General features: G+C 33.7%; 21 protein-coding genes. 12 read left to right on the top strand and 9 right to left on the bottom strand.

Going from position 1 to position 20,824, the window contains the following annotated elements:
• Nucleotides 1-175: 175 nt before the first annotated feature.
• The 5 genes from dnaJ to AAC084_RS05980 all read right to left on the bottom strand — a co-directional run bounded on the left by dnaJ (nt 176) and on the right by AAC084_RS05980 (nt 4,165).
• A complete protein-coding gene (gene dnaJ, locus AAC084_RS06000) occupies nt 176-1,291 on the bottom strand; it encodes a molecular chaperone DnaJ (protein WP_339838246.1) in 1,116 nt (371 codons plus the stop codon).
• Nucleotides 1,292-1,300: 9 nt separating this feature from the next.
• Nucleotides 1,301-1,858 (bottom strand): nucleotide exchange factor GrpE, encoded by a 558-nt coding sequence (locus AAC084_RS05995; protein WP_339838243.1) that lies wholly within the window; start codon nt 1,856-1,858, stop codon nt 1,301-1,303.
• Between the two features lie 139 nt (nt 1,859-1,997).
• Nucleotides 1,998-2,960, bottom strand: coding sequence for a TIGR01777 family oxidoreductase (locus AAC084_RS05990; RefSeq protein ID WP_339838241.1), 963 nt, complete (start codon nt 2,958-2,960; stop codon nt 1,998-2,000).
• Between the two features lie 124 nt (nt 2,961-3,084).
• Nucleotides 3,085-3,747, bottom strand: a complete 663-nt coding sequence (gene mnmD / locus AAC084_RS05985; RefSeq protein WP_339838238.1) for a tRNA (5-methylaminomethyl-2-thiouridine)(34)-methyltransferase MnmD — start codon at nt 3,745-3,747, stop codon at nt 3,085-3,087.
• Between the two features lies 1 nt (nt 3,748).
• Nucleotides 3,749-4,165, bottom strand: a complete 417-nt coding sequence (locus AAC084_RS05980; RefSeq protein ID WP_339838235.1) for a DUF4920 domain-containing protein — start codon at nt 4,163-4,165, stop codon at nt 3,749-3,751.
• A 189-nt stretch (nt 4,166-4,354) separates the two neighbouring features.
• Here AAC084_RS05980 and AAC084_RS05975 point away from each other — a divergent pair, with 189 nt between their 5' ends.
• The gene (locus AAC084_RS05975) at nt 4,355-5,425 is read left to right on the top strand and encodes a branched-chain amino acid aminotransferase (protein ID WP_339838233.1); all 1,071 of its coding nucleotides are present in this window, start codon (nt 4,355-4,357) and stop codon (nt 5,423-5,425) included.
• A gap of 25 nt (nt 5,426-5,450) precedes the next feature.
• Here AAC084_RS05975 and AAC084_RS05970 read toward each other — a convergent pair whose 3' ends face one another.
• On the bottom strand, nt 5,451-5,837 hold the full coding sequence (locus tag AAC084_RS05970) for a nucleoside triphosphate pyrophosphohydrolase family protein (RefSeq protein ID WP_339838231.1): 387 nt from the start codon (nt 5,835-5,837) through the stop codon (nt 5,451-5,453).
• A 351-nt stretch (nt 5,838-6,188) separates the two neighbouring features.
• On the opposite strand from AAC084_RS05970, the gene AAC084_RS05965 reads away from it, so the two are divergent.
• The 5 genes from AAC084_RS05965 to AAC084_RS05945 all read left to right on the top strand — a co-directional run bounded on the left by AAC084_RS05965 (nt 6,189) and on the right by AAC084_RS05945 (nt 9,831).
• Nucleotides 6,189-6,368 (top strand): hypothetical protein, encoded by a 180-nt coding sequence (locus AAC084_RS05965; protein ID WP_339838229.1) that lies wholly within the window; start codon nt 6,189-6,191, stop codon nt 6,366-6,368.
• A gap of 18 nt (nt 6,369-6,386) precedes the next feature.
• Complete coding sequence (crcB, locus tag AAC084_RS05960; RefSeq protein WP_339838226.1) at nt 6,387-6,758, top strand: fluoride efflux transporter CrcB; 372 nt, start codon at nt 6,387-6,389, stop codon at nt 6,756-6,758.
• A gap of 291 nt (nt 6,759-7,049) precedes the next feature.
• On the top strand, nt 7,050-7,388 hold the full coding sequence (locus tag AAC084_RS05955; protein WP_339838224.1) for a P-II family nitrogen regulator: 339 nt from the start codon (nt 7,050-7,052) through the stop codon (nt 7,386-7,388).
• Nucleotides 7,389-7,419: 31 nt separating this feature from the next.
• The gene (amt, locus tag AAC084_RS05950; RefSeq protein ID WP_339838221.1) at nt 7,420-8,658 is read left to right on the top strand and encodes an ammonium transporter; all 1,239 of its coding nucleotides are present in this window, start codon (nt 7,420-7,422) and stop codon (nt 8,656-8,658) included.
• A 105-nt stretch (nt 8,659-8,763) separates the two neighbouring features.
• Entirely contained in the window at nt 8,764-9,831 is a 1,068-nt protein-coding gene (locus AAC084_RS05945; protein WP_339838219.1) for an outer membrane beta-barrel protein, read from the top strand.
• A gap of 84 nt (nt 9,832-9,915) precedes the next feature.
• Here the strand turns inward: AAC084_RS05945 and AAC084_RS05940 are convergent, their stop codons facing one another.
• The gene (locus AAC084_RS05940) at nt 9,916-10,581 is read right to left on the bottom strand and encodes a DUF1684 domain-containing protein (protein WP_339838216.1); all 666 of its coding nucleotides are present in this window, start codon (nt 10,579-10,581) and stop codon (nt 9,916-9,918) included.
• 65 nt (nt 10,582-10,646) lie between these two features.
• Here AAC084_RS05940 and AAC084_RS05935 point away from each other — a divergent pair, with 65 nt between their 5' ends.
• Nucleotides 10,647-11,384, top strand: a complete 738-nt coding sequence (locus tag AAC084_RS05935; protein ID WP_339838215.1) for a DJ-1/PfpI family protein — start codon at nt 10,647-10,649, stop codon at nt 11,382-11,384.
• On the opposite strand, the gene AAC084_RS05930 is transcribed toward AAC084_RS05935, so the two are convergent.
• Both AAC084_RS05930 and AAC084_RS05925 read right to left on the bottom strand, forming a co-directional pair.
• Nucleotides 11,371-12,786, bottom strand: a complete 1,416-nt coding sequence (locus AAC084_RS05930; RefSeq protein WP_339838213.1) for an alpha/beta hydrolase — start codon at nt 12,784-12,786, stop codon at nt 11,371-11,373. The genes AAC084_RS05935 and AAC084_RS05930 overlap by 14 nt on opposite strands.
• Before the next feature lie 131 nt (nt 12,787-12,917).
• The gene (locus AAC084_RS05925) at nt 12,918-13,367 is read right to left on the bottom strand and encodes an Lrp/AsnC family transcriptional regulator (RefSeq protein WP_339838211.1); all 450 of its coding nucleotides are present in this window, start codon (nt 13,365-13,367) and stop codon (nt 12,918-12,920) included.
• Between the two features lie 118 nt (nt 13,368-13,485).
• Between AAC084_RS05925 and AAC084_RS05920 the strand changes: the two genes are divergently transcribed.
• The 5 genes from AAC084_RS05920 (at nt 13,486) to AAC084_RS05900 (ending at nt 20,822) form a co-directional block, all read left to right on the top strand.
• On the top strand, nt 13,486-13,875 hold the full coding sequence (locus tag AAC084_RS05920) for a hypothetical protein (protein WP_339838207.1): 390 nt from the start codon (nt 13,486-13,488) through the stop codon (nt 13,873-13,875).
• Between the two features lie 86 nt (nt 13,876-13,961).
• Complete coding sequence (gene purU / locus AAC084_RS05915) at nt 13,962-14,813, top strand: formyltetrahydrofolate deformylase (RefSeq protein WP_339838204.1); 852 nt, start codon at nt 13,962-13,964, stop codon at nt 14,811-14,813.
• 28 nt (nt 14,814-14,841) lie between these two features.
• Complete coding sequence (locus tag AAC084_RS05910) at nt 14,842-15,558, top strand: DUF4197 domain-containing protein (protein ID WP_339838201.1); 717 nt, start codon at nt 14,842-14,844, stop codon at nt 15,556-15,558.
• 427 nt (nt 15,559-15,985) lie between these two features.
• A complete protein-coding gene (locus tag AAC084_RS05905; protein WP_339838198.1) occupies nt 15,986-17,293 on the top strand; it encodes a helix-turn-helix domain-containing protein in 1,308 nt (435 codons plus the stop codon).
• A gap of 319 nt (nt 17,294-17,612) precedes the next feature.
• Nucleotides 17,613-20,822, top strand: a complete 3,210-nt coding sequence (locus AAC084_RS05900) for a SusC/RagA family TonB-linked outer membrane protein (RefSeq protein WP_339838195.1) — start codon at nt 17,613-17,615, stop codon at nt 20,820-20,822.
• The last annotated feature ends 2 nt before the right edge of the window (nt 20,823-20,824 follow it).

The following is a 20,824-nucleotide window of genomic DNA, read 5'->3' as shown; positions in this document are numbered from 1 at the left end:
ATATAATACTAAATATAATCAATAAACATAACGTACAGCATTGTCATAAAAAGCAAAACCCACCCTTAATAAATCAAGGATGGGAAAAAAATTGCTATGAAAAAGAAAATTAATATTGGTTACCCAATATTATCTCAAATATACGTTTTTTATTTAAAAACAAAAGATTTCGAACTTAAGAGAACATATCTTTAACTTTTTCAAAAAATGACTTATCTGATTTCTCAGGCTTAGGTTCAAAATTTTCATTACCCTGCATTCTTTCAAAAAACTCTCGCTGTTCTTTATTCAACTCTTTTGGTGTCCAAACATTAACATGTACCAGTATATCACCAGCACCATAACCATTTAAACTTGTAATTCCTTTTCCACGTAATCTTAATATTTTACCCGATTGAATACCAGGCTCTAACTTTATACGCACTTTACCACCAACTGAATCAATTTCTTTAGATGTACCTAATACCGCTTCTGATATACTTACGTAAAGATCATAATGCAAATTATCGCCTTCTCTCTTTAGAGTACTGTGTTCTTGAGTTTCAATTGCAACCAATAAATCACCCGGCACTCCATTACCAGGAGCATCGTTACCTTTATTTGGCACTTTTAATTGCATACCTTCTTCAACACCTGCAGGTATATTTATCGATACAGTTTCTTCAACAACCTTAAGTCCTTGCTCATCTGCATCAATTGGCTTGCCATCTAAAATCTGTCCGCTACCACCACAAGCACTACAAACTGCGGCTGTTTGCATTCTACCTAAAATGGTATTCTGAATTTTTGTCACCTGACCTCTACCACCACAAGTGCTACAAGTTTTATAAGTAACTCCTTCGGCTTGAACTTTTCTTCTTACTTTGACTTTTTTCTCTACACCGTTAGCTATCTCCTCTAAAGTCAATGTAACGCGAATACGCAGATTACTTCCTTTAACTCTTCTTTGACCACCGCCGCCGCCAAAACCACTAAAGCCACCGAAACCTCCGCCACCAAAAATGTCACCAAATTGGCTGAAGATATCATCCATATTCATACCGCCTCCGCCAAAGCCGCCTCCGCCACCTTCAAAAGCAGAATGCCCAAATTGATCGTAACGAGCTTTCTTGTCAGCATCGCTCAATACTTCATATGCCTCAGCAGATTTTTTGAATAACTCCTCTGCAGAACTATCCCCTGGATTTTTATCAGGATGGTATTGTAATGCCTTTTTTCGGTACGCTTTCTTTATCTCTGCAGCAGATGCACTTTTACTGATGCCTAAAACCTCATAATAATCTTCCTTCATTCCAACTTTTTAATTTCCTACTACAACTTTCGGATGTCTAATAATACGATCACCTAACTTAAATCCCTTTTCGATGACATCTATAATCTTACCTTTCATCTTTTTATCTGGAGCAGGTATTTGTGTAATTGCTTCGTGAATTTCTGCATCGAAAACATCACCGGCCCTAACCTCTAAAACCTCTAACCCTTTTGATTTCAAAGTTTCTCTCAACTTCACATTAATCAATTCAATACCCTTAAAAACTTCTTTATCATCAGACTTTGCCAATTCTTTAATAGCCCTGTCAAAATCATCCAAAACAGGCAATAACGAAACAATTACCTCTTGACCTGCAGTTTTAAATAACTCCATGCGTTCTTTAGAAGTACGTCTCTTATAATTTTCAAATTCTGCAAATAACCTTAAAAATTTATCCTTTTCTTTTGCTAATTCTTCTCTTAGCTTTTCCTCTTCAGATAGCTCTTCACCTTCAATTTCATTATCTAGCTTTTGTTCTTGAGTTTCGCCTTGTAAAAGCTCATCTTCCAAGAATTCATCATCGAATGTGTTTTCTTTATCACTCATAACTTATTGTAATTTAATCGCTGATTAAAAGCAGGCAAAAGTACTGCCAATTCTTCAAAAATGTCAAAATGTCACAAAAGTTTAAAAAAAAATCCGCCATATAGCGGATTTATAATAATCATTTAAAATATTATCTAGTCTAAGACACGAATTCCTTTGAAATTTTTGTTTTTGAATCTACACATTCGCTATCCCTATCATAAATAGCCCCAAGTGCTTGGCAAATATTGGCATATTGAAAAATAAAACCTTCTTCTTCTATCTTTTTACTACTGACTCGTTGACTAGCAAATAAAACATATGCCATATCACCAAGAATAGTGTGCATAATAAATTTAGGGATGTTAGGTAAGAACAAAGGCTTATTCAAAACTTTAGCAATCTCCTTTACCAATTTAGTATTAGTCACAGGATTTGGAGCTACACCATTATAAATACCTTCAAGTTCAAAAGAAGCGATGTGCAAAAATATACCTGCCAAATCAGAAATATGAATCCAAGATTGCCATTGTTCACCAGTACCAAAAGCTGAACCAACATAATAATTGACAGGTTTTGCCATTTCGGGTAATGCTCCACCGTCATTAGACATAACCAAACCAATACGCACCTTTGCAACTTTTAAATCCAAATTTTCAAATTCATCGACCTTTTGCTCCCAGGCAGTTACTACTTCACCTAAAAAACTATCATCGACTTGAACTTCCTCTTCTGTATAGTAATTACTTAAAGAATCAGGATATATACCAATTGCAGAGGCTGAAACTATTGAACTTACCGAGTGATTTTTGCTTTTAAGAAGCGTAGATTTAAGTAATTCTAAAGAATCAACTCTACTGCTTACTATTTCTTTCCTATACTCCTTTGTCCAACGTTTAGATATACTTGAACCTGCCAAATTAATAATGACAGAAACACCATTGAGACAATTATGGTCAATTTCTCCTGTGGTTGGATTCCAAAAATAACCTTGATAATTATTCTCAGAAACAATCTTGCTTTTACTCGTTGTTAGGTAGTTAACGGCATATCCTCTTTCATGGCATTGAGATACCAACTCGCTACCTACTAAACCTGTCGCACCTGTTATCAATACTTTCATAGCTTAAAGGTATTGCTTTTGGTAATTCTTGATATACTATTTAATTCCGATTTAACATTGTAATCAAATGTATTGATCCTTAGAACTTTAAAGCACCATATATATGTAAAGTAAAATAACATCTTTATTTTTTTCTAGCCCGCAACATTTCTCGTTTACCTGGTGGGCCTGGTAATCGTTCTACAAGAAAACCAACTTCTAACATTGCACGCCTAACACTGCCTTTAGCTGCATATGTTACTAAATATGCCTCAGATTTCATTGCCTTATGCATAATTTCAAAAATCTCAACTGTCCACAATTCTGGTTGAACTCGTGCACCGAATGCATCAAAATAAATAAGGTCAACGGTTTCAATAATCTTTATATCCTTAAAATCTTTTTGTTCTTTTCTCAGAATGAATTCAGAACTGATTTCAACATCTTCTTGCCATGGAGATTCATGCATTAAATCAAATTCATTTTTACGCGAAACAGCATCTAATTCCTCTAAATAATTAAGCTGTCTTAGCTCTTCTACAGAAACAGGGTAAGCCTCTACACCAGTATAAGTGATATTTAAATTACGCTTTTCAGATTCCATCAAAGTGATAAAAGCATTTAGACCGGTACCGAAACCAATTTCAAGTATATGCAAAGCCGCATTCTTAAATAAATCTAATCCTGAATCGATAAATACATGATATGCCTCTTGAATGGCACCATGTTTAGAGTGGTATTGCTCTTGCCAATCCAATATCTGAATGGTCTTAGAACCATCGCCTGTAGTAATTATTTCTCTTTTCAAATTAATTTGGAACTAGCACTCCTGAGGCTTCAAAACTAAATGTTCTTTTTGGAGCTATGATTTTCGAAATTTCATCAGCAGACTTCCCTGCATCTTTTGCATAATGTATTTGGTCTTCAACACTCATCTCTTCTACAAATGCAAATCCATTTAACACCACTTGTTTCTCAGAAATATCAGAAGGCATAAAAAACCCGTAGTCTTTAAAACGAACCATTGCTTGTTCACCTTCAGGTAATTCAACAATCATCCAACACCCTTTTACTTTACACACTTCTTTGACCTTTGTTTCAAATTGCACATTTAAAGAATCTGAAATGGCCATAGAGGTATATTTCTGCCAAACCATTTTTTCATTAAAAACAGTATCCAAGTTAAACGCTTCACCATAATAAACTCCTGAATTTGTATCCTTCAAAGACAATGTCTTTGTTTCTTGTTGACTTTGACATGAAAATAATCCAAATAAAAACACAAGTAAAATGTTAAATCCTTTCATAAATCTTAAAAATGATGAATTACCTACAAAACTGGTCAATTTATATCTAAAAAAGAAGTGCTAGTACCGATATTTGTTTAATTTTAATCAACTAAAGTTACTAATTTCATGAGTATTGAGACTAAAGATATCATTGTAGAAAAGGTAAAAACTTCTAAAATTGACCAAGTAGATTTTGATAATCTAGCTTTTGGCTCAGTATTCACAGACCACATGTTAGTCTGTACATATAAAAATGGTGCGTGGGAGACTCCAAAAATTGTTCCTTATCAACCAATTACATTAGACCCATCTTCAAAAATTTTCCACTATGGGCAATCTATATTTGAAGGAATGAAGGCTTATAAAGATGACAAAGAAGACGTCTATTTATTTAGACCTCTAGAGAACTTTAAACGTTTCAATATTTCTGCGGAAAGAATGTGTATACCTCAGCTTCCGCAAGAACATTTTATGACCGGGCTTACTACACTTCTTAATCTTGATAAAGACTTTATACCAACTAAAGATGGTAGTTCATTATATATAAGACCATTTATGTTCGCTTCTGGTAACGGCTTTCATGCATCACCAGCTAATGAGTATAAATTCATTATTGCTTGTGCGCCATCTGGAGCTTATTTCTCTGGAAAGGTGAAAGTTCTAATTGAAGAAAAATATTCTAGGTCTGCAAATGGTGGAGTCGGTTATGCTAAAACCGGTGGTAATTATGCTGGTCAATTTTACCCAACACAATTGGCAGTTAAAAAAGGATACAACCAAGTTATATGGACTGATGACACCAACCATGAGTTTATTGAAGAGGCAGGTGCCATGAATATTTTCATTAGAATTAATGACACGTTATTAACTGGACCAACAAGTGACCGTATACTTGATGGTATAACACGGAAAAGTATTTTAGATATCGCAAAGGATCAAGGTATAAAAACAGAGGTTCGAAAAATAAAAGTTGAAGAAGTAGTTGAAGCTGCTAAAGATGGATCATTAAAAGAAATGTTCGGAGCAGGAACTGCTGCGGTTATTTCACCAATTTCTGGATTCGGATTTAGAGATACCGATTATGAATTACCAGAATTAGAAAACAGTTTTGGGCAAAGATTAAAAAAGATAATTACAGATATTCAATACAATAAATCGGAAGACAAATTTGGCTGGCGATTTAAAGTTGAAGCATAAAAAAAGGGGCTAATGGCCCCTTTTTTTATTTATCTAGAATTGTTTCGATGTTTGGTTTAAAATAATTAGGCCCTTTTAGCACTTTACCGTCTTCCCTATAAATAGGTTTACCATCAGCACCCAACTTGCTCATATTACTTCGTTGTATCTCATTAAATACTTCCTCTATTTTATATTGCATACCATGTTCTAAAATGGTACCGCATAAGATATATAACATATCGCCAAGCGCATCAGCCACTTCAATAAGATCATTATTCTGTGCAGCTTCTAAATATTCTTTATTTTCTTCATCCATAAGGTTAAAACGCAGATTATTCTTTGCCTTCCCTAAATCTGCAATCATATCTTCTGAAACACCTAGACCAAAAGAATTATGAAATTCTTTAACCGCTTTGATTTTATTTTTCATCTTTATTATACTGTTTTCCGTTAGCTTTGCGTAAAAATAAGAAATATGTTCAGCACAGGACAAATGATTTTTGCTATAGGTTTTGCAGTGGTTTTTGCCGTCATAATTGTAATTTCTTATAAAAAAGATTTCAAATTACACCAAAAGAATTTCAAGGGTGTTAAATGGATAGGTATATTCTTTATATTATTCTTAGCTTCCCTTCTTTTCTTCAAGTTTTTACTAAAGGAATAGTTAATTTTTTACTTACACCACAAAAATTAACATTTTCACAACAAAACCGCCTTTTTGCACGTATAATATACCAAATGACGTAATTTTGCGTTATTCATCTATACATGGCAATTAATTATGATGACATTTCTTACAATATTTTTAGTTTTAATAGGTATTAATATCGCAATGGTGGTAGTAAGTTTGTTAAGTGTTTCTCAAAAATCGAAACAATCTTCTCAAAAATTATCAAATCAACCTACTTCAGTAATCTATCCTTTAGATTTACTTACATCTAGCTACAAGAAAGCTGTTTAGTTTTTACCTTTATAAGGTATGAAACAATTTTTGCTAGTTTTCTTAGGAGGAGGTTTAGGTAGTATCTTAAGATACTGGATTTCAAAAAACCTCAATTCTTATTATTCAAATTTCTATCTAGGTACTTTCTTAGTAAATATTATAGGCTGTCTTTTAATCGGAATTCTTGTTGGCCTAACTTTAAAGCACAATTACCTTACCCAAAATCAAACTCTATTATTAGCCACCGGTTTCTGCGGGGGCTTTACAACTTTCTCTACATTCGCATTAGAAGGTAATTTGTTATTAAAAGAAGCATCAATACTTTCAACTTCACTCTACATGGGCTTAAGTGTTGGTATAGGCATTCTAGCTATCTCGCTAGGACTATGGATTTGTAAAGTGTTATAAAATTAACATTAACCATTCACTTTTTTATTTTTATTCATTTTTTTAGGTATTTGCGATTTTATTACACAATCGTCAGCTATTCATGTCCTTTCCTGACGATTTTATCATAATCTCCACAAATAGACTATTCCTTATTACACTTATCTGCAATATATTTCATTTTAAATATATATACCCTAAAATTTATAGGGTATAAATTATCATACTCACAAAAATCATCAATCACACCCTAAATTTACTAGGGGGTGATTTTAATTAACATATATTTGGCAATATTAAAAACTTAATCAAATGAAAAAAATCGAGGCAATTATCAGAAAATCAAGATTTGACGATGTCAAAGAGGCATTGCATCAAATTGAGGTTAACTTCTTTAGTTACTGGGACGTTACGGGAGTTGGAAATGAAAAACAAGGTCATGTTTATCGGGGCATTTCATACAGTACAACTGACATACAGCGTAGACACTTATGTATAGTAGTATCAGATGACTTTCTAGAAAAAACAGTGAATGCAATTCTAGATGCTGCATATTCAGGAAATGTAGGTGATGGTAAAATATTTGTATCCGACGTACTGGAAGCCTATCGTATCAGAACCAAAGAAAGTGGTTTGGCAGGTATCAACTAAAACATAATACAACTAACTAAAATTAATAAAAATGGACGCAGGATTATTTACAGCAAATAATATATGGATGATGTTAGCTACCGCATTGGTATTCTTCATGCATACAGGTTTTGCCTTTTTAGAAATCGGCTTAACTAGACAAAAAAATACAATAAACATTTTATTTAAAAATATATTTATTATTACGGGAGGTCTACTTCTTTATTACGCATGGGGCTTCAATTTAATGTACCCAGGCTTCGAAGATGGAGACATGGGTCTTTTAAAATTTGCAGGATTTGGAATTGCTGCCCCTGAAGGTGGAATGACAGTTGAATATGCAGATGGTGGTTACACATGGTGGACAGATTTTCTTTTTCAAGGAATGTTCGCAGCAACTGCAGCTACAATCGTATCTGGAGCCGTTGCTGAGCGTATTAAAATAGGTTCTTTCATGATTTTCACAGTAATCTATGTAGGACTAGTTTACCCTATAGTAGGTGCTTGGAAATGGGGTGGAGGATTCTTGGATTCATGGGGTTTCTATGATTTCGCAGGCTCTACATTAGTACACTCAGTAGGTGGATGGGCAGCTTTAGTTGCCATTACCTTGTTAGGTGCAAGAATTGGAAAATTCGGTAAAGACGGTAAACCAAACGCCATACCAGGTCACAGCATACCAATGGCAACTGCCGGTGTTTTGATACTATGGTTAGGTTGGTTCGGTTTCAACGGCGGATCAGTATTATCTGCAGACCCAGAATTAACTTCATTAGTATTGGTTACTACAAGTTTAGCTGCCGCTGCAGGTGGATTCGGAGCAATGATAACCTCTACTATACTTTATAAGAATTTAGATTTAACCATGTTCCTTAACGGTATTCTTGGTGGTCTAGTTGGTATTACGGCCGGTGCAGATTTAATGTCTCCTAATGAAGCAGTTATTATTGGCTTCTTAGCAGGTATTATTATCGTAGCTGGTGTTGCCTTAGTTGATAAACTAAAATTAGATGATCCTGTTGGTGCAGTAGCGGTACACTTAATCTGTGGTATCTGGGGAACTTTAGCTGTAGGTATTTTTGGAAACTTGGCAAGTGGTGCTCAATTTATGACACAACTATATGGTGTCTTAATCGTAGGTGGTTTCTGTGTCGTAACATCTGGAATAATATTAGGTGTACTTAAAGCAACCTTAGGCCTAAGAGTATCTAAAGAAGAAGAAGAAGAAGGCTTAGATATTCATGAGCACGGTATGGATGCTTATCCAGACTTTAGAATGAATGATCACTAAATAAACAAATACGGAGCGCTTTGCAGAGCGCTCCGTTACATAACCTTTCATCAAATTAAAATTCTCAAACTAAATAATCCAGTACAGGATTTAAAAACAAAACTTATGAAAACGATTATAAATACAAAATACGTAAAAAATATCTTTGCATCGGGTCTTATGTTACTTGCAGCTTCAGGAGTAGTGGCTCAAGAGGAAGAAGAAACGACACCCAGCTTTACATTAAGCGGTTCTATTGATGCCTATTATAGAGCTAATTTAAATGGTGATAATTCTGCTCCGGGGGGCGTACCAAATGCAGCGCCTGGTTCTTCATTTGCAAATCTTCCTGGTTTTTCACTAGGTATGGCCAACATAATTGCTGGTTACGAAGGTGAAAAAGTAGGTTTTGTTGCTGATTTGGTTTTCGGACCTAGAGGAACTGACGCTATTTTTGCTTCTCCTATCTATTCTGCAACAGGTAATATTGTAAACCAACTATATGCTTACTGGAATGTTAGTGATGATGTAAAATTGACCTTTGGTAACTTCAATACCTTTTTAGGGTACGAAGTAATTTCTCCGACAGCCAATTTCAACTATAGTACCTCATATTTGTTCTCTTACGGACCATTTTCACATACAGGTCTTAAAGCAGATTTTGCTTTGTCTGATGACTTTAGTTTAATGTTGGCAGTTATGAACCGTACTGATATTACAGAGTTAAACCTTGATGGTAAATACGCCTACGGTGCACAACTAGGTTATAGTGGACAATACCTTAACCTATTAATGGACAATGGTGCGTATGAAATAGATTATACAGGTGGTTTTGATTTATCTGATGATTTCTTTCTAGGATTAAATGCCGCTTACTTTGATGGCGACGGTGCCGGAAGTTTTGCTGGTGTTGCTGTATACCCTCAATTAGCGACCTCTGAGGATTTCACAATCGGACTTAGAGGTGAGTATTTTTCTGAAACAGATAGTTTCGGAGCTATTGGTACTGGTCTTGATGAGTCTAGTGTATTTGCTGTAACATTAACTGGAAGTTACTCAGTTGATAATTTAACGATTAAACCAGAACTACGTTTAGATTCTGCATCTGATGAATCAGGATATTTTGTTGATAGCGATTTAATGGCACAAAAAAGCCTTTCTTCTTTTGTAATTGCCGCTATTTACTCGTTCTAATTTGAATAGATTTATTAATTGATTGATTTTATAGTTTAAGTTTAAAACCTCGGCATTTGTTGCCGAGGTTTTTATTTCTACAAGTTAATGCTCAAATGCCTTTACCCCTACTTGTATTTTAGCATCTATATTATTTACAGCGGGCACTAACGGACAACTATATTTTTTGTTGTAGGCGCAATATGGATTATACGCTTTATTAAAATCTAAAACAATACGATTTTCTGCAGGAATCCTTAGATCAAGATAACGACCACCACCATAAGTTTCTTCGCCATTGGTAGCATCGGTAAAAGGCAGAAACAAGTAATCTTTATATTTTTCTTGAGTGATTAATTCTGGGGTTTGATAAACTTCTAACTCCTGTTTTTTTCCATTTAATGTAAATTTCACTATACCGTACAGTACTTCCGTTGATTCTCTTTCGGTCGTGGTTGGCATAGAAAACGGCAAAGCTTCTGGCGTTCTAATAAACTCCGCCACAATCACATAATTTGTATCAGGTTCAAAAAAGTCTAATGTTTCAAAATCTATCCGAAATCTATCTGCTAAAGGTGACGTTTCCGGATCTTTAAATTCGGCATTTAACTTCTCTTGAAACTTTAAAATATCTGCTAACTTATCCGATGTCACTAACGACTTTTCTTCATGTTTTTTATCATGATATTTCTTTTCCTGCTTACAAGAAAACAACATACACATTACCGTAATAATTACAAATACCTTCATCATACTTCTTTTACGTTTCAAAAATACAATTTATTCATTGTAACTTTTTTATATATAATCGTACTTTACAAACTGATACTATTCATATGAAAATTAAATACCTTTTTATTCTTTTATCATTTATATCAATAAGTTGCGAACAACAAAACCCAACAATAAAATCTTCAGTTGAAGACCTAAGAGTTTTACCCGAGATTAATCCTGAGCGATATAATGTTGCATTTTTAATAATGGACGGTACATTTAACACCGAATTCACTGCTCCTTTCGATATATTTCAACATACCAAGTTTAGAGAAGGCATAAAAGCGATGAACACCTTTACGGTGGCAAATACGTTAAAACCAATTACTACTTTCGAAGGCGTTCGCATTCTACCAGACTTTGACTATACTAAAGATGAATTACCTAACATAGATATTCTTGTCGTACCCAGCGCTGAACATTCTATGAAAAAAGATTTAAAGGACACTACCATGTTGAATTTTATTAAAAAAATAGATAAATCAGCCCTATATATGACCAGCCATTGTGATGGAGCATTTCTATTAGCAAAATCTGGGATATTAGACGCTGTGGCATCAACCACTTTTCCCAGTGATGTTGAAAATTATAAAAAAATGTTTCCTAATCTTAACATTAAAGATAGTGTTCTCTTTGTTCACGACGGAAAGTATATTACCTCTGCAGGCGGCGCTAAAAGCTTTGAGGCTGCATTATACTTATGTGAGATACTCTATGGAAAAGATATTGCAGCATCGCTCGCTAAGGGCTTGGTGATAGATTGGAATTTAGAACAAGTACCACACCTTACTGTTCAATAATATCGTAACGAGCTTCTTTTAAGTACTTCTCAACAAGCACATTAAATTCTGGTGTAATACGAAACAAAGCGGTGTGCTCCAATTCATATAGCTCCTCTTTATCTGTATAACCGTTCTTCAAAAGCTCTTCTAAATAAAATAAGGCAGTTCCATAATCTTCCATTTTAGCACTTGTAGAAATAACCTTTAAATAAGGAGCATATTCATCTGGTGCTGTTATGGTTTTAATCATGTACAATAAGTTCAATGCTTCCAAATCAACCTCTTCATCAGAAGAAATAAAATCGATATTATCTGAAATCAATGCATTAATATATCCTCTTAATCGGCTAGACATCTGATTTTCAAAAAGCACAGCACTTTTGTCTAACTTAGTTAAATTTTCCATTTGATAATTCCACCAACCAAGGTTAGCGTAATTATATGACAAGATATCTTCCTCTAAATAATAGCTATAATCTTCCCTTAAAAATGATTCTTTCAAAAAATAACTATTCTGGCTTCTATTTGCTTTTTTATAAGAAGTACTTCGCCGCAAAGATTTTTGAGAATTTTTAAGGGAATCCAAATCTATTAATGGGTTGAAAATCTTTTCTATATCTGACAATAGGTAAGTAGCCAAAATCGGTTTTTCGTTCGATAAAAATGAATTTGCTTTTGCCATAAATTGCTTATATGAGTCTGCAACTAAACTATCGTTCCGCTCAACATCCCCTTTCGCCATACTCGCTAAGGTTAACATTCTAAATGCACTAGCGATTGTGTTCGCATCGGGTAAAGTTCGAATATCATCAAAGACTAATAATTCATTTGGGAATTTCAATTTATTTAGTATGGTTCGAGTATCGAGCATATCCCTAAAACTATAATCTGATCTGTTTACTATTCCAATAAACTGAAATGTCTGTTTAGAATTTAGAATCTCGACATTACCTATAGATGCACCTATGGAAACCACACCTTTAATTTCTTTAATAAATGTTGGAAGAATAGAGGCAAACATAGCACCACTTCTAAAACCAGCCGTATAGGTACGATTCTTAGCGATTAGCACCGTATTAATAACCGCATTGAACATTCTATTGGCAATTAAAACGTTTTCTGAAATAGATAAAGAATCATTTACATTGTCTGAACTTGCCAAAATATACCCTTCTTCTTCCGCTGCAGACATTAACATAGAAACGGAGGCCTTGCCTTTGCCTTTCAAATCGAAAACAAAAATTACCGGCCAAGTTTTTTTTACTTCAAAAGCCGTAGGCAAATAAAGTGAATATGTTTCATTTAAAGAATCATTGACTACCAAACCCTCAGTAATAGCACCCCTCAACAATCGTAGCTCTTGAGAAAAACTAGCACTTGTTATCAAAACCAAAGCAAAGAATATTATTTTTTTCATCATCTATTTTGCATCAAAAATCTAGCCAAAAAAATATTTTTTTAAATAATCACTTAACTTTTTCAAAACTGTACCATTAGAATTGGATTTCATAAGACTATCTAAAAATAATTAAATACTGAATAACTTCAAATCTATTTTATTTTATGCATTGGAGCATTTGAAATTACTTGGGATAATACGATATGCGTTCTTGTTTCACCATATTGAATAAGTTGATCAATAAACTTTTCTAGGTGAAATTGATCCTTCAGCACCACTTCCATTACAATGTTTTCGTTTCCGGTTATCCTATAACAATTAATCACCTCGGCCAAAGTTGGCACCACTGCCAAGAAAGGCTTTAATTTACCCATGAAAGCCCTTAATGTTATTATAGCCTTTAGCTGATGCCCCGTAAGTGCGTGTGAGACCGAAGCTTTATAACCTAAGATTACACCTAGGTCTTCCATTTTTTTAACTCGCTCCGCAACAGCAGGTGCTGTAAGCCCAACTGTACGACCAATATTGGCGAAAGATTCTCTAGCATTGTTTTGCAACTGTTTGAGTATTTTCCAGTTAAGCTCGTCTATCTTTGGATTCAAAAGTATATTTATTTAAAATTAACGTAAGCAAAGTAAATTTACGAAATACATTTACAATCGATAGAAAATTATAGAATAACTAACGTATTTTTATATAGTCCTATTATCATCACACAACATGGCATATCGAAGTTTAAAAAATTTACCCATATATCGAAAAGCATTGGAGCTTTGCACCATGAGTAGAGAGATTGCTTCATATGTTTCTTTGAACAAAGATCTTATGCGACTTTATGAATCTAAAAGCCTTAGAGACATAATAGCCAATTCTATTTTAACCGATGCGATTCTTATACCTCAAAAAATAGCACAAGTTGAATATTCAAATTGTAATTCTGAACGTTTAGAAACAATTTCTTACATCAATATAATTATTCGAAATATAAATTCATATTGCATGGGTTTAGAAAAAGACGGTGTAAAAGAAACGGAATATATTAATTTACTTCGTGCAGAAATAAAAAGTTTTAGAAAATCTTATAAAAAATGGAAATCTGAACATTTATAGATTCCATAGTTACCACTGTTATTTGCGTTGAATAGTTACCATTTTAAGAATTATGGCCTATTTTTGGCCGCTTAATTACTATTCAATTGAAAACCACTATTCTAATTCATTGCCCAGATCAATCTGGCATAATCAGTACCGTAACTGCATTTATTCACAAAAACAACGGTAACATTGTTTATCTCGATCAACATGTCGATAAGCCTGCCGATGTATTTTTCATGCGTATGGTTATTGAATTCGTTGAAACCTTCTCTAATTTAGACCATTTTAAATCTTTATTTCAAGATGAACTGGCTTCTGTCTATAATATGGAATGGAGTCTACATACCGACGATAAGTTGCCTAAAATGGCCATTTTCGTTTCTAAATATAACCATTGTTTATACGATTTACTCAGCAGGTACCGTTCAGGTGAGTTAGCGGTTCAAATACCTTTTATACTTAGCAACCATACTGATTTAAAACCTATTGCAGAGCAATTCGATATTCCATTTTTTCATATTCCTTTTAATAAGTCAAATAGAATTGAGGCAGAAAAAGAACAATTGGCCTTACTCGAAAGATATGAGATCAACTTTATCGTATTAGCCAGATATATGCAAATCGTAAGTGGTAATCTTATTAATGAATTTCCGAATAGAATAATAAACATTCATCACTCCTTTTTACCAGCCTTTGCAGGTGCAAAACCTTATCATGCAGCTTTTAAAAGAGGCGTGAAGATTATTGGTGCTACAAGTCATTACGTGACCGAAGAATTAGATGCAGGCCCAATTATTGAACAAGATGTTACCACAGTAACCCACTCCCACTCTATCGAAGATTTTATAACTAAAGGTAGAGACTTAGAGAAAATTGTACTTTCTAGGGGCGTAAAACTTCATATAGCTCGAAAAACTATGGTCTACAACAATAAAACTGTTATTTTCTCGTAACCTAGTTAAGACATTTAATATTATAATTATGACCAAAAAGATAAGCTTAATTTTTTGCATGTTTCTCGTTATATCTTGTAACGAACTTCAACAAGTAGTAAACCAATTACCAGGATCTACCAGTACAGGTTTAAGTAATGAGGCTATTGCAAACGGATTAAAAGAAGCGCTAGATTTAGGAATAGAAAAACAAGTGAGCAAGTTAACTAAGACTGATGGTTTTTATAAAAATGATTTGGTCAAAATTCTTATGCCAGAAGAATTACAGAAAGTAGATAAAACTCTACGAGATATAGGATTAGGAAATTTAGCCGATGAAGGATTAAAAGTCTTGAATCGTGCCGCAGAAGATGCCGTTTCTGAAGCTACACCAATTTTTGTTAATGCAGTAAAGGAAATGTCATTTGCAGATGCTAAGAATATACTTTTAGGGGAAAACAATGCAGCTACTACTTATTTAGAAACAAAGACCAATATTGCGCTTTATAACAAATTCAATCCTATTATCAAATCATCATTTAAAAAAGTAGGTGCCGATGAAATATGGGGTACAATTATAACAAAGTACAACGCAATACCTTTAACGACCAATGTTAATCCTGATTTAACTGATTACGTAACCAGTGAAGCCCTTTCAGGTGTTTACACGATGATTGCAGTAGAAGAAGAAGAAATAAGGACTAAATTCTCATCAAGAACAACTGATGTACTTAAAAAAGTATTTGCTCTGCAGGATAAAAAATAGTTTTTTAACATTTATTACAATAACTTAAAAAATAACGCGTTAAAAATTAAAGAGAACATTAAGTCAACGCATTCATTTTCAATTTTTTGAGTTAGTTATTTTTTGAGTTAGTTAGTTAAAAACCGGTGGGAGCACCGGTTTTTTGTTTTATATCTATTTAAAAGACATAATTTTGATAATTCAGTAACTTTTTTTGCTGTAACAATTTCATCATTAGCATTAAGGTTAAATCAAAATAATTCCTTTCTTAGATGTAAAATCGCCTGTACTGAAAAATTTTTCAACATATATTATTCTATTTCTATTTCTAATACCTCAATTTGTCTTACCCCAACAAATTGAAGAAATAGCTATTGATTGTAAAGAGGCGAATATTTTTTTAGCGAAAAAAGATAGAAAATCTTTAACGGCTGAAGATTATTATATTTTGGGAGTATGTGAGTATAAAAATTCAAATTACGAAAAAGCATATGGTTATTTAATCTCTGCAAAGTCTCAAAATTTTGGAAATAGAGAGTCATTAGAGAAATTTCTAAAATTGTGTTCTATTCAAATCCAATACAACACTGACAATCTTGACAGCAACTTAAATTTCCCTTTTACCGAAAAGAATGAATTAGTACTAAATAGCTATAGACATAAGATTCAAGTTCAACTTCTTAATTTAATATTTCTTCTAATAGCACTTACAGGTATCATAACAGCTTTATTCCTGTTATACAAATACCGAAAAATAAGAAGTAATATTTTTCTTTCGCTATTTGTTACAGCAATTTCCCTTGCCCTATTCGAGCTTGTTCTATACTGGCAAGAGTTTTACACCTATACTCCTGCTGTTTCTATGTATAGAGTCTTATTCTTTCTATGGGCACCCTCATTGTACCTTTACATCAAAACAAAATTTGTATGTACTGAAATCAAGCGAAGCGAATTAATAGCACACTACAGCCTTTTTATCGTAGTACTTATTTGTTTAATCATATTTGGGAATTTTAGCGGTGTAGCCAAAGAGAAAACAAACTTTATACTTAAAGGAATAGATTTTTTAATGAACAATAATTGGATTAAAACGTTACAGCTTTTACTCTATCTGTTTTTAATTATTAAAAATTTTAAAATTTATAAAAATCAAATACAAACAGCCACTAAAAATTGGATTAAGACATTAATAGTATTTATAACTATTTTAATTTTGTTTTTAAGCGCAAGAGCTGGTTATGAGCATATTTACGCTTTCGACTATATCTCAAAATATTTCATTGCAGTATATCTTATTCTATTTCTTACTATTCTTGAAATATTACTTATTGTACAACCCGATATTATAACCGGCACCATAAATACAGAGCAGATAAAAGTCTTTACTGCTAAATACAAAAATTCTGGATTAACAGATAATATGCGCGAACGAGTAAAGTCTCAATTACTCGACCTACTAAATAATGACAAGATTTATTTAGATAATACACTTACCCTAGCTAAACTAGCTAAACTAATAAATGTAGACCGTTACAGTGTTTCACAGGTTATTAATCAAGAACTGAATAAAAACTTTTATGAGCTCATCAATGATTATAGAATTGAAGAAGCCGTAAGAATTATTGAAACTAATAGTAATAAACAAGTTATAGATTTAATTTACGAATGCGGGTTCAATAACAAAGTTTCATTCTACAAAGCTTTTAAGAAAAGAATGCACATGACTCCTAAAGATTATATTGAAAAACAATATTAGTTTTGACGAAATCACAATATTTCGCTAAAAAGATTAAAGTTATCACAACACTTCACAAAAATCACTAATACCTGTATTTCAGTTATTTATAAAAATAGTAAATGTAAATCTACATCGGTTTACTATTAACTTAGGTCGGCTTCTACCAATTTAACACCCTTCTCCTCATATTTTTACCCATTGGTTTAAAGAGTCGGATACAATCAAAAAAAATATGGTTTTTGATTTCATTTTTTGAATTAGCTATCAATAAAAAAACCGACTCTTCTTTACCGTTTATAAACTTTCTAATTTATTAACTAACACTCAAATTAATTTTATGAGAACAAACGCGAGAAGTTTTTTTATGCTTGTACTTGCTTTTGTAGTGCACATTGGTTTTGCACAAGAAAAGAAGATTACAGGTTCGGTAACAGATCAAAACGGGCTTCCCTTACCAGGCGTATCCGTATTGATTACAGGCACCACTAATGGTGTTCAAACAGATTTTGATGGCAACTATTCAATCGAGGCCAACGTAGGGCAACGTTTAAGATATAGTTATATCGGACAAAAAACAGTTACAAAAGAAGTTGGTGCTTCTTCTACTATTAATGTAACCTTAGAAGAGGATGCACAAGCATTAGATGAAGTTGTAGTTACTGCAGCATTAGGCATTACCCGTGAAAAGAAATCGCTAGGGTATGCCACACAAGAAGTTTCGGGAGACCAACTTTCAGAAACAAGAAACAGCAACGCTTTAAACGCTTTAAGCGGTAAGGTAGCTGGTGTTCAGGTTTCGAATTCTTCTGGTAGCCTTGGTGGTTCATCACGTATATTAATTAGAGGGGCTGGTTCTATTACACAAGAGAACAGACCTTTAATAGTTGTAGATGGTATTCCTTTAGACAACTCAAATTACAACACTACCGATGCACAAACAGGTGGTGGCGGTAGAGATTATGGTGATGCAGGTTTTGATATTAACCCTGATGATATCGCTGCAATGAACGTATTAAAAGGTGGAGCAGCCTCTGCACTTTATGGTTCAAGAGCAAGTAACGGTGTTATTTTAATCACAACAAAATCTGGAAAGAAAGGTAAAGCTGAAGTTGTTTTCAATTCTGGTATTACTTTCGACCAAGTAAACATTTTACCTAAAGTACAGAAATTGTATGGTGGTGGTGCAGGTGATGCTACTACTATTGGGCAATCTGGTTTTGGCCAAGCTACAATTAATGGAACTACATATGATGTAGCAGATTATGGTACAGATGAATCATGGGGACCAAGATATAACACTAACAGTAGAGTTCTTCACTGGGATGCTTTTGACCCAGAATTTGCAGAAGATTACTTACAACCACGTGCTTGGATATATCCTGAAAATGATAAAGATGATTTTTTCAACACAGGTATTTCGTATAACAATGGTGTAGCTTTTTCTCAAGGAACAGAGAAATCTACCATGAGAATGTCTTTGAACAATACGCAAACTACAGGTATCGTACCAAATTCAGAGTTAAGCAAAACTACCGTTAACTTTAATGGTACTTCTCAATTAACCGATAGATTGAAAATGGATGCTTCTGTAAACTTGACTATTACTGATGGTTTCAATAGACCAGCAGTAGGGTATACAGGTGAAGGTGTAATTCAACAGTTTTATCAATTTGGTCAAACTCAATTAGATTACGAAAGACTTAAAAAGTATAAGTTGGCAGATGGTGCTCAACGCTCATGGAACAGGGTATCGGCTCAAGATGGTAGCGTTAGATATTCTGATAACCCTTATTGGACTTTGAATGAAAATACAGCAGAAGATAAAAGGACTAGATGGTACGGTAACGTAGGTCTTCAGTACAATCTTACAGATAACTTATATGTTGTAGGTAAAATATACGGTGATACTTATGATTTCAGAATCAATTCTCAAGTTGCTGTAGGTTCTCAAGCACAACCATTCTACACAGAAATCGACAGAGATTTTCAAGAAATTAATTATGAAGGTCGTTTACACTTCGATAAGAATGTATTTAATGATAAGTTAAGCATTAATACATTTGTTGGTTTAAATAGAAGAGACAATGAACTACACAGAATAACTGGTGAAACATCAGGTGGATTAGTAGTACCAGGTTTATACAACCTAAGTAACTCTGCAGATCCTGCACAAGTAACTGAATTCGATTCAAGAAAAAGAGTAAATAGCCTTTATGGTTCTGCTTCTTTCGGATACAATAACTTTGCTTATTTAACTGTAACCGGTCGTAATGATTGGTCTTCAACATTACCTGCAGATAGTAACTCTTACTTCTACCCTTCTGTAAGTGGTAGTATAGTATTTTCATCACTTGTAGAGGCAAACTGGTTGTCTTTTGGTAAAATTAGAGGTGGTTATGCAGAAGTAGGTAGTGATACTGATCCTTACCAATTAGCTAATACCTTTACTGGTTCTATTCCATTTTTAGGAAATGTTCCTTTCGATTTAGGAAACACCAACAGAAACCCAGCATTATTACCTGAGCAAAAAAAGACCTATGAAGTAGGTTTAGAAATGGCTTTCTTTAAAAATAGATTAAGTTTTGATGTAACTTACTATAACGAAGAAACTAGCGATTTAATTACTCCGGTACAAATTGATCCTGCAACAGGGTTTACTGCTACGTTTACAAATGCAGGTAAACTTCAAAACAAAGGTATTGAGGCATTGGTGACGGTATCACCAGTACAAACTGAAGATTTCTCTTGGGATGTAATTTGGAATTTTGCCAAAAATGACAATGAACTTTTAGAGATTCTAGATGGTGTTGAAACACTTCAAATTGGCGCTTTCCCTTTCAACTCAGTAACCGTTAATGCAGTTGTCGGACAGCCTTATGGTATCATTAGAGGTACTAACTATGTTTTTGATGATCAAGGTAATAAAGTAGTTAACTCTAACGGTAGTTATGCTGAAACTCAAAATGTTGAGAACTTAGGCAGTGTATTACCTGATTACACAATGGGATTCAGAAACAATTTCAAATATAAAAATTTGAGTTTCGGATTCTTGATTGATGTTCAACAAGGTGGAAAATACAGATCATTAACTAATATGTGGGGTATGTACTCTGGTATCTTAGAGGCTACTGCAGCGAATAACATTCGTGAAGAAGGTATTATTCTAGAAGGTGTTACCGGTACAGTTACTTACGATGAAAACGGTGATTACTCTGTAACAAACACAGCAGCGAATACTCAGGTTATACCTGCACAACAATATGGTACTGATTTCTATTTTGGTAATGATGCCCAAAACGTTTTTGATGCTGATTATATTAAACTTAGAGAAGTAACATTAGCATATACATTACCATCTGATTGGTTCGAAAACTTCGCAGCAATAACAATATCTGCATTTGGTAGAAACTTAGGTGTTTGGGGCTTGGATAACGAAAATTTTGACCCTGAGGTTGCAACCTCTGGTAGTGGTAACATCCAAGGTTCTGAAGGTGGTTCTTTACCATCTACTAAAAGCTACGGATTGAATGTTCAATTAAAATTCTAAAA

It is taken from the genome of uncultured Maribacter sp. (genome assembly GCF_963977385.1).
In the GTDB taxonomy this organism is placed as follows: domain Bacteria; phylum Bacteroidota; class Bacteroidia; order Flavobacteriales; family Flavobacteriaceae; genus Maribacter.
The sequence above is the reverse complement of the archived record's forward strand: the minus strand, read 5'-3'. Positions and strand labels throughout refer to the sequence as shown.

Excerpts from the sequence above, each read along its gene's own strand:
- dnaJ (WP_339838246.1), bottom strand. The coding sequence starts at position 1,291 with ATGAAGGAAGATTATTATGAGGTTTTAGGCATCAGTAAAAGTGCATCT.
- AAC084_RS05995 (WP_339838243.1), bottom strand. The coding sequence starts at position 1,858 with ATGAGTGATAAAGAAAACACATTCGATGATGAATTCTTGGAAGATGAG.
- AAC084_RS05990 (WP_339838241.1), bottom strand. The coding sequence starts at position 2,960 with ATGAAAGTATTGATAACAGGTGCGACAGGTTTAGTAGGTAGCGAGTTG.
- AAC084_RS05975 (WP_339838233.1), top strand. The coding sequence starts at position 4,355 with ATGAGTATTGAGACTAAAGATATCATTGTAGAAAAGGTAAAAACTTCT.
- AAC084_RS05970 (WP_339838231.1), bottom strand. The coding sequence starts at position 5,837 with ATGAAAAATAAAATCAAAGCGGTTAAAGAATTTCATAATTCTTTTGGT.
- AAC084_RS05965 (WP_339838229.1), top strand. The coding sequence starts at position 6,189 with ATGATGACATTTCTTACAATATTTTTAGTTTTAATAGGTATTAATATC.
- crcB (WP_339838226.1), top strand. The coding sequence starts at position 6,387 with ATGAAACAATTTTTGCTAGTTTTCTTAGGAGGAGGTTTAGGTAGTATC.
- AAC084_RS05955 (WP_339838224.1), top strand. The coding sequence starts at position 7,050 with ATGAAAAAAATCGAGGCAATTATCAGAAAATCAAGATTTGACGATGTC.
- amt (WP_339838221.1), top strand. The coding sequence starts at position 7,420 with ATGGACGCAGGATTATTTACAGCAAATAATATATGGATGATGTTAGCT.
- AAC084_RS05945 (WP_339838219.1), top strand. The coding sequence starts at position 8,764 with ATGAAAACGATTATAAATACAAAATACGTAAAAAATATCTTTGCATCG.
- AAC084_RS05935 (WP_339838215.1), top strand. The coding sequence starts at position 10,647 with ATGAAAATTAAATACCTTTTTATTCTTTTATCATTTATATCAATAAGT.
- AAC084_RS05930 (WP_339838213.1), bottom strand. The coding sequence starts at position 12,786 with ATGATGAAAAAAATAATATTCTTTGCTTTGGTTTTGATAACAAGTGCT.
- AAC084_RS05920 (WP_339838207.1), top strand. The coding sequence starts at position 13,486 with ATGGCATATCGAAGTTTAAAAAATTTACCCATATATCGAAAAGCATTG.
- AAC084_RS05910 (WP_339838201.1), top strand. The coding sequence starts at position 14,842 with ATGACCAAAAAGATAAGCTTAATTTTTTGCATGTTTCTCGTTATATCT.
- AAC084_RS05900 (WP_339838195.1), top strand. The coding sequence starts at position 17,613 with ATGAGAACAAACGCGAGAAGTTTTTTTATGCTTGTACTTGCTTTTGTA.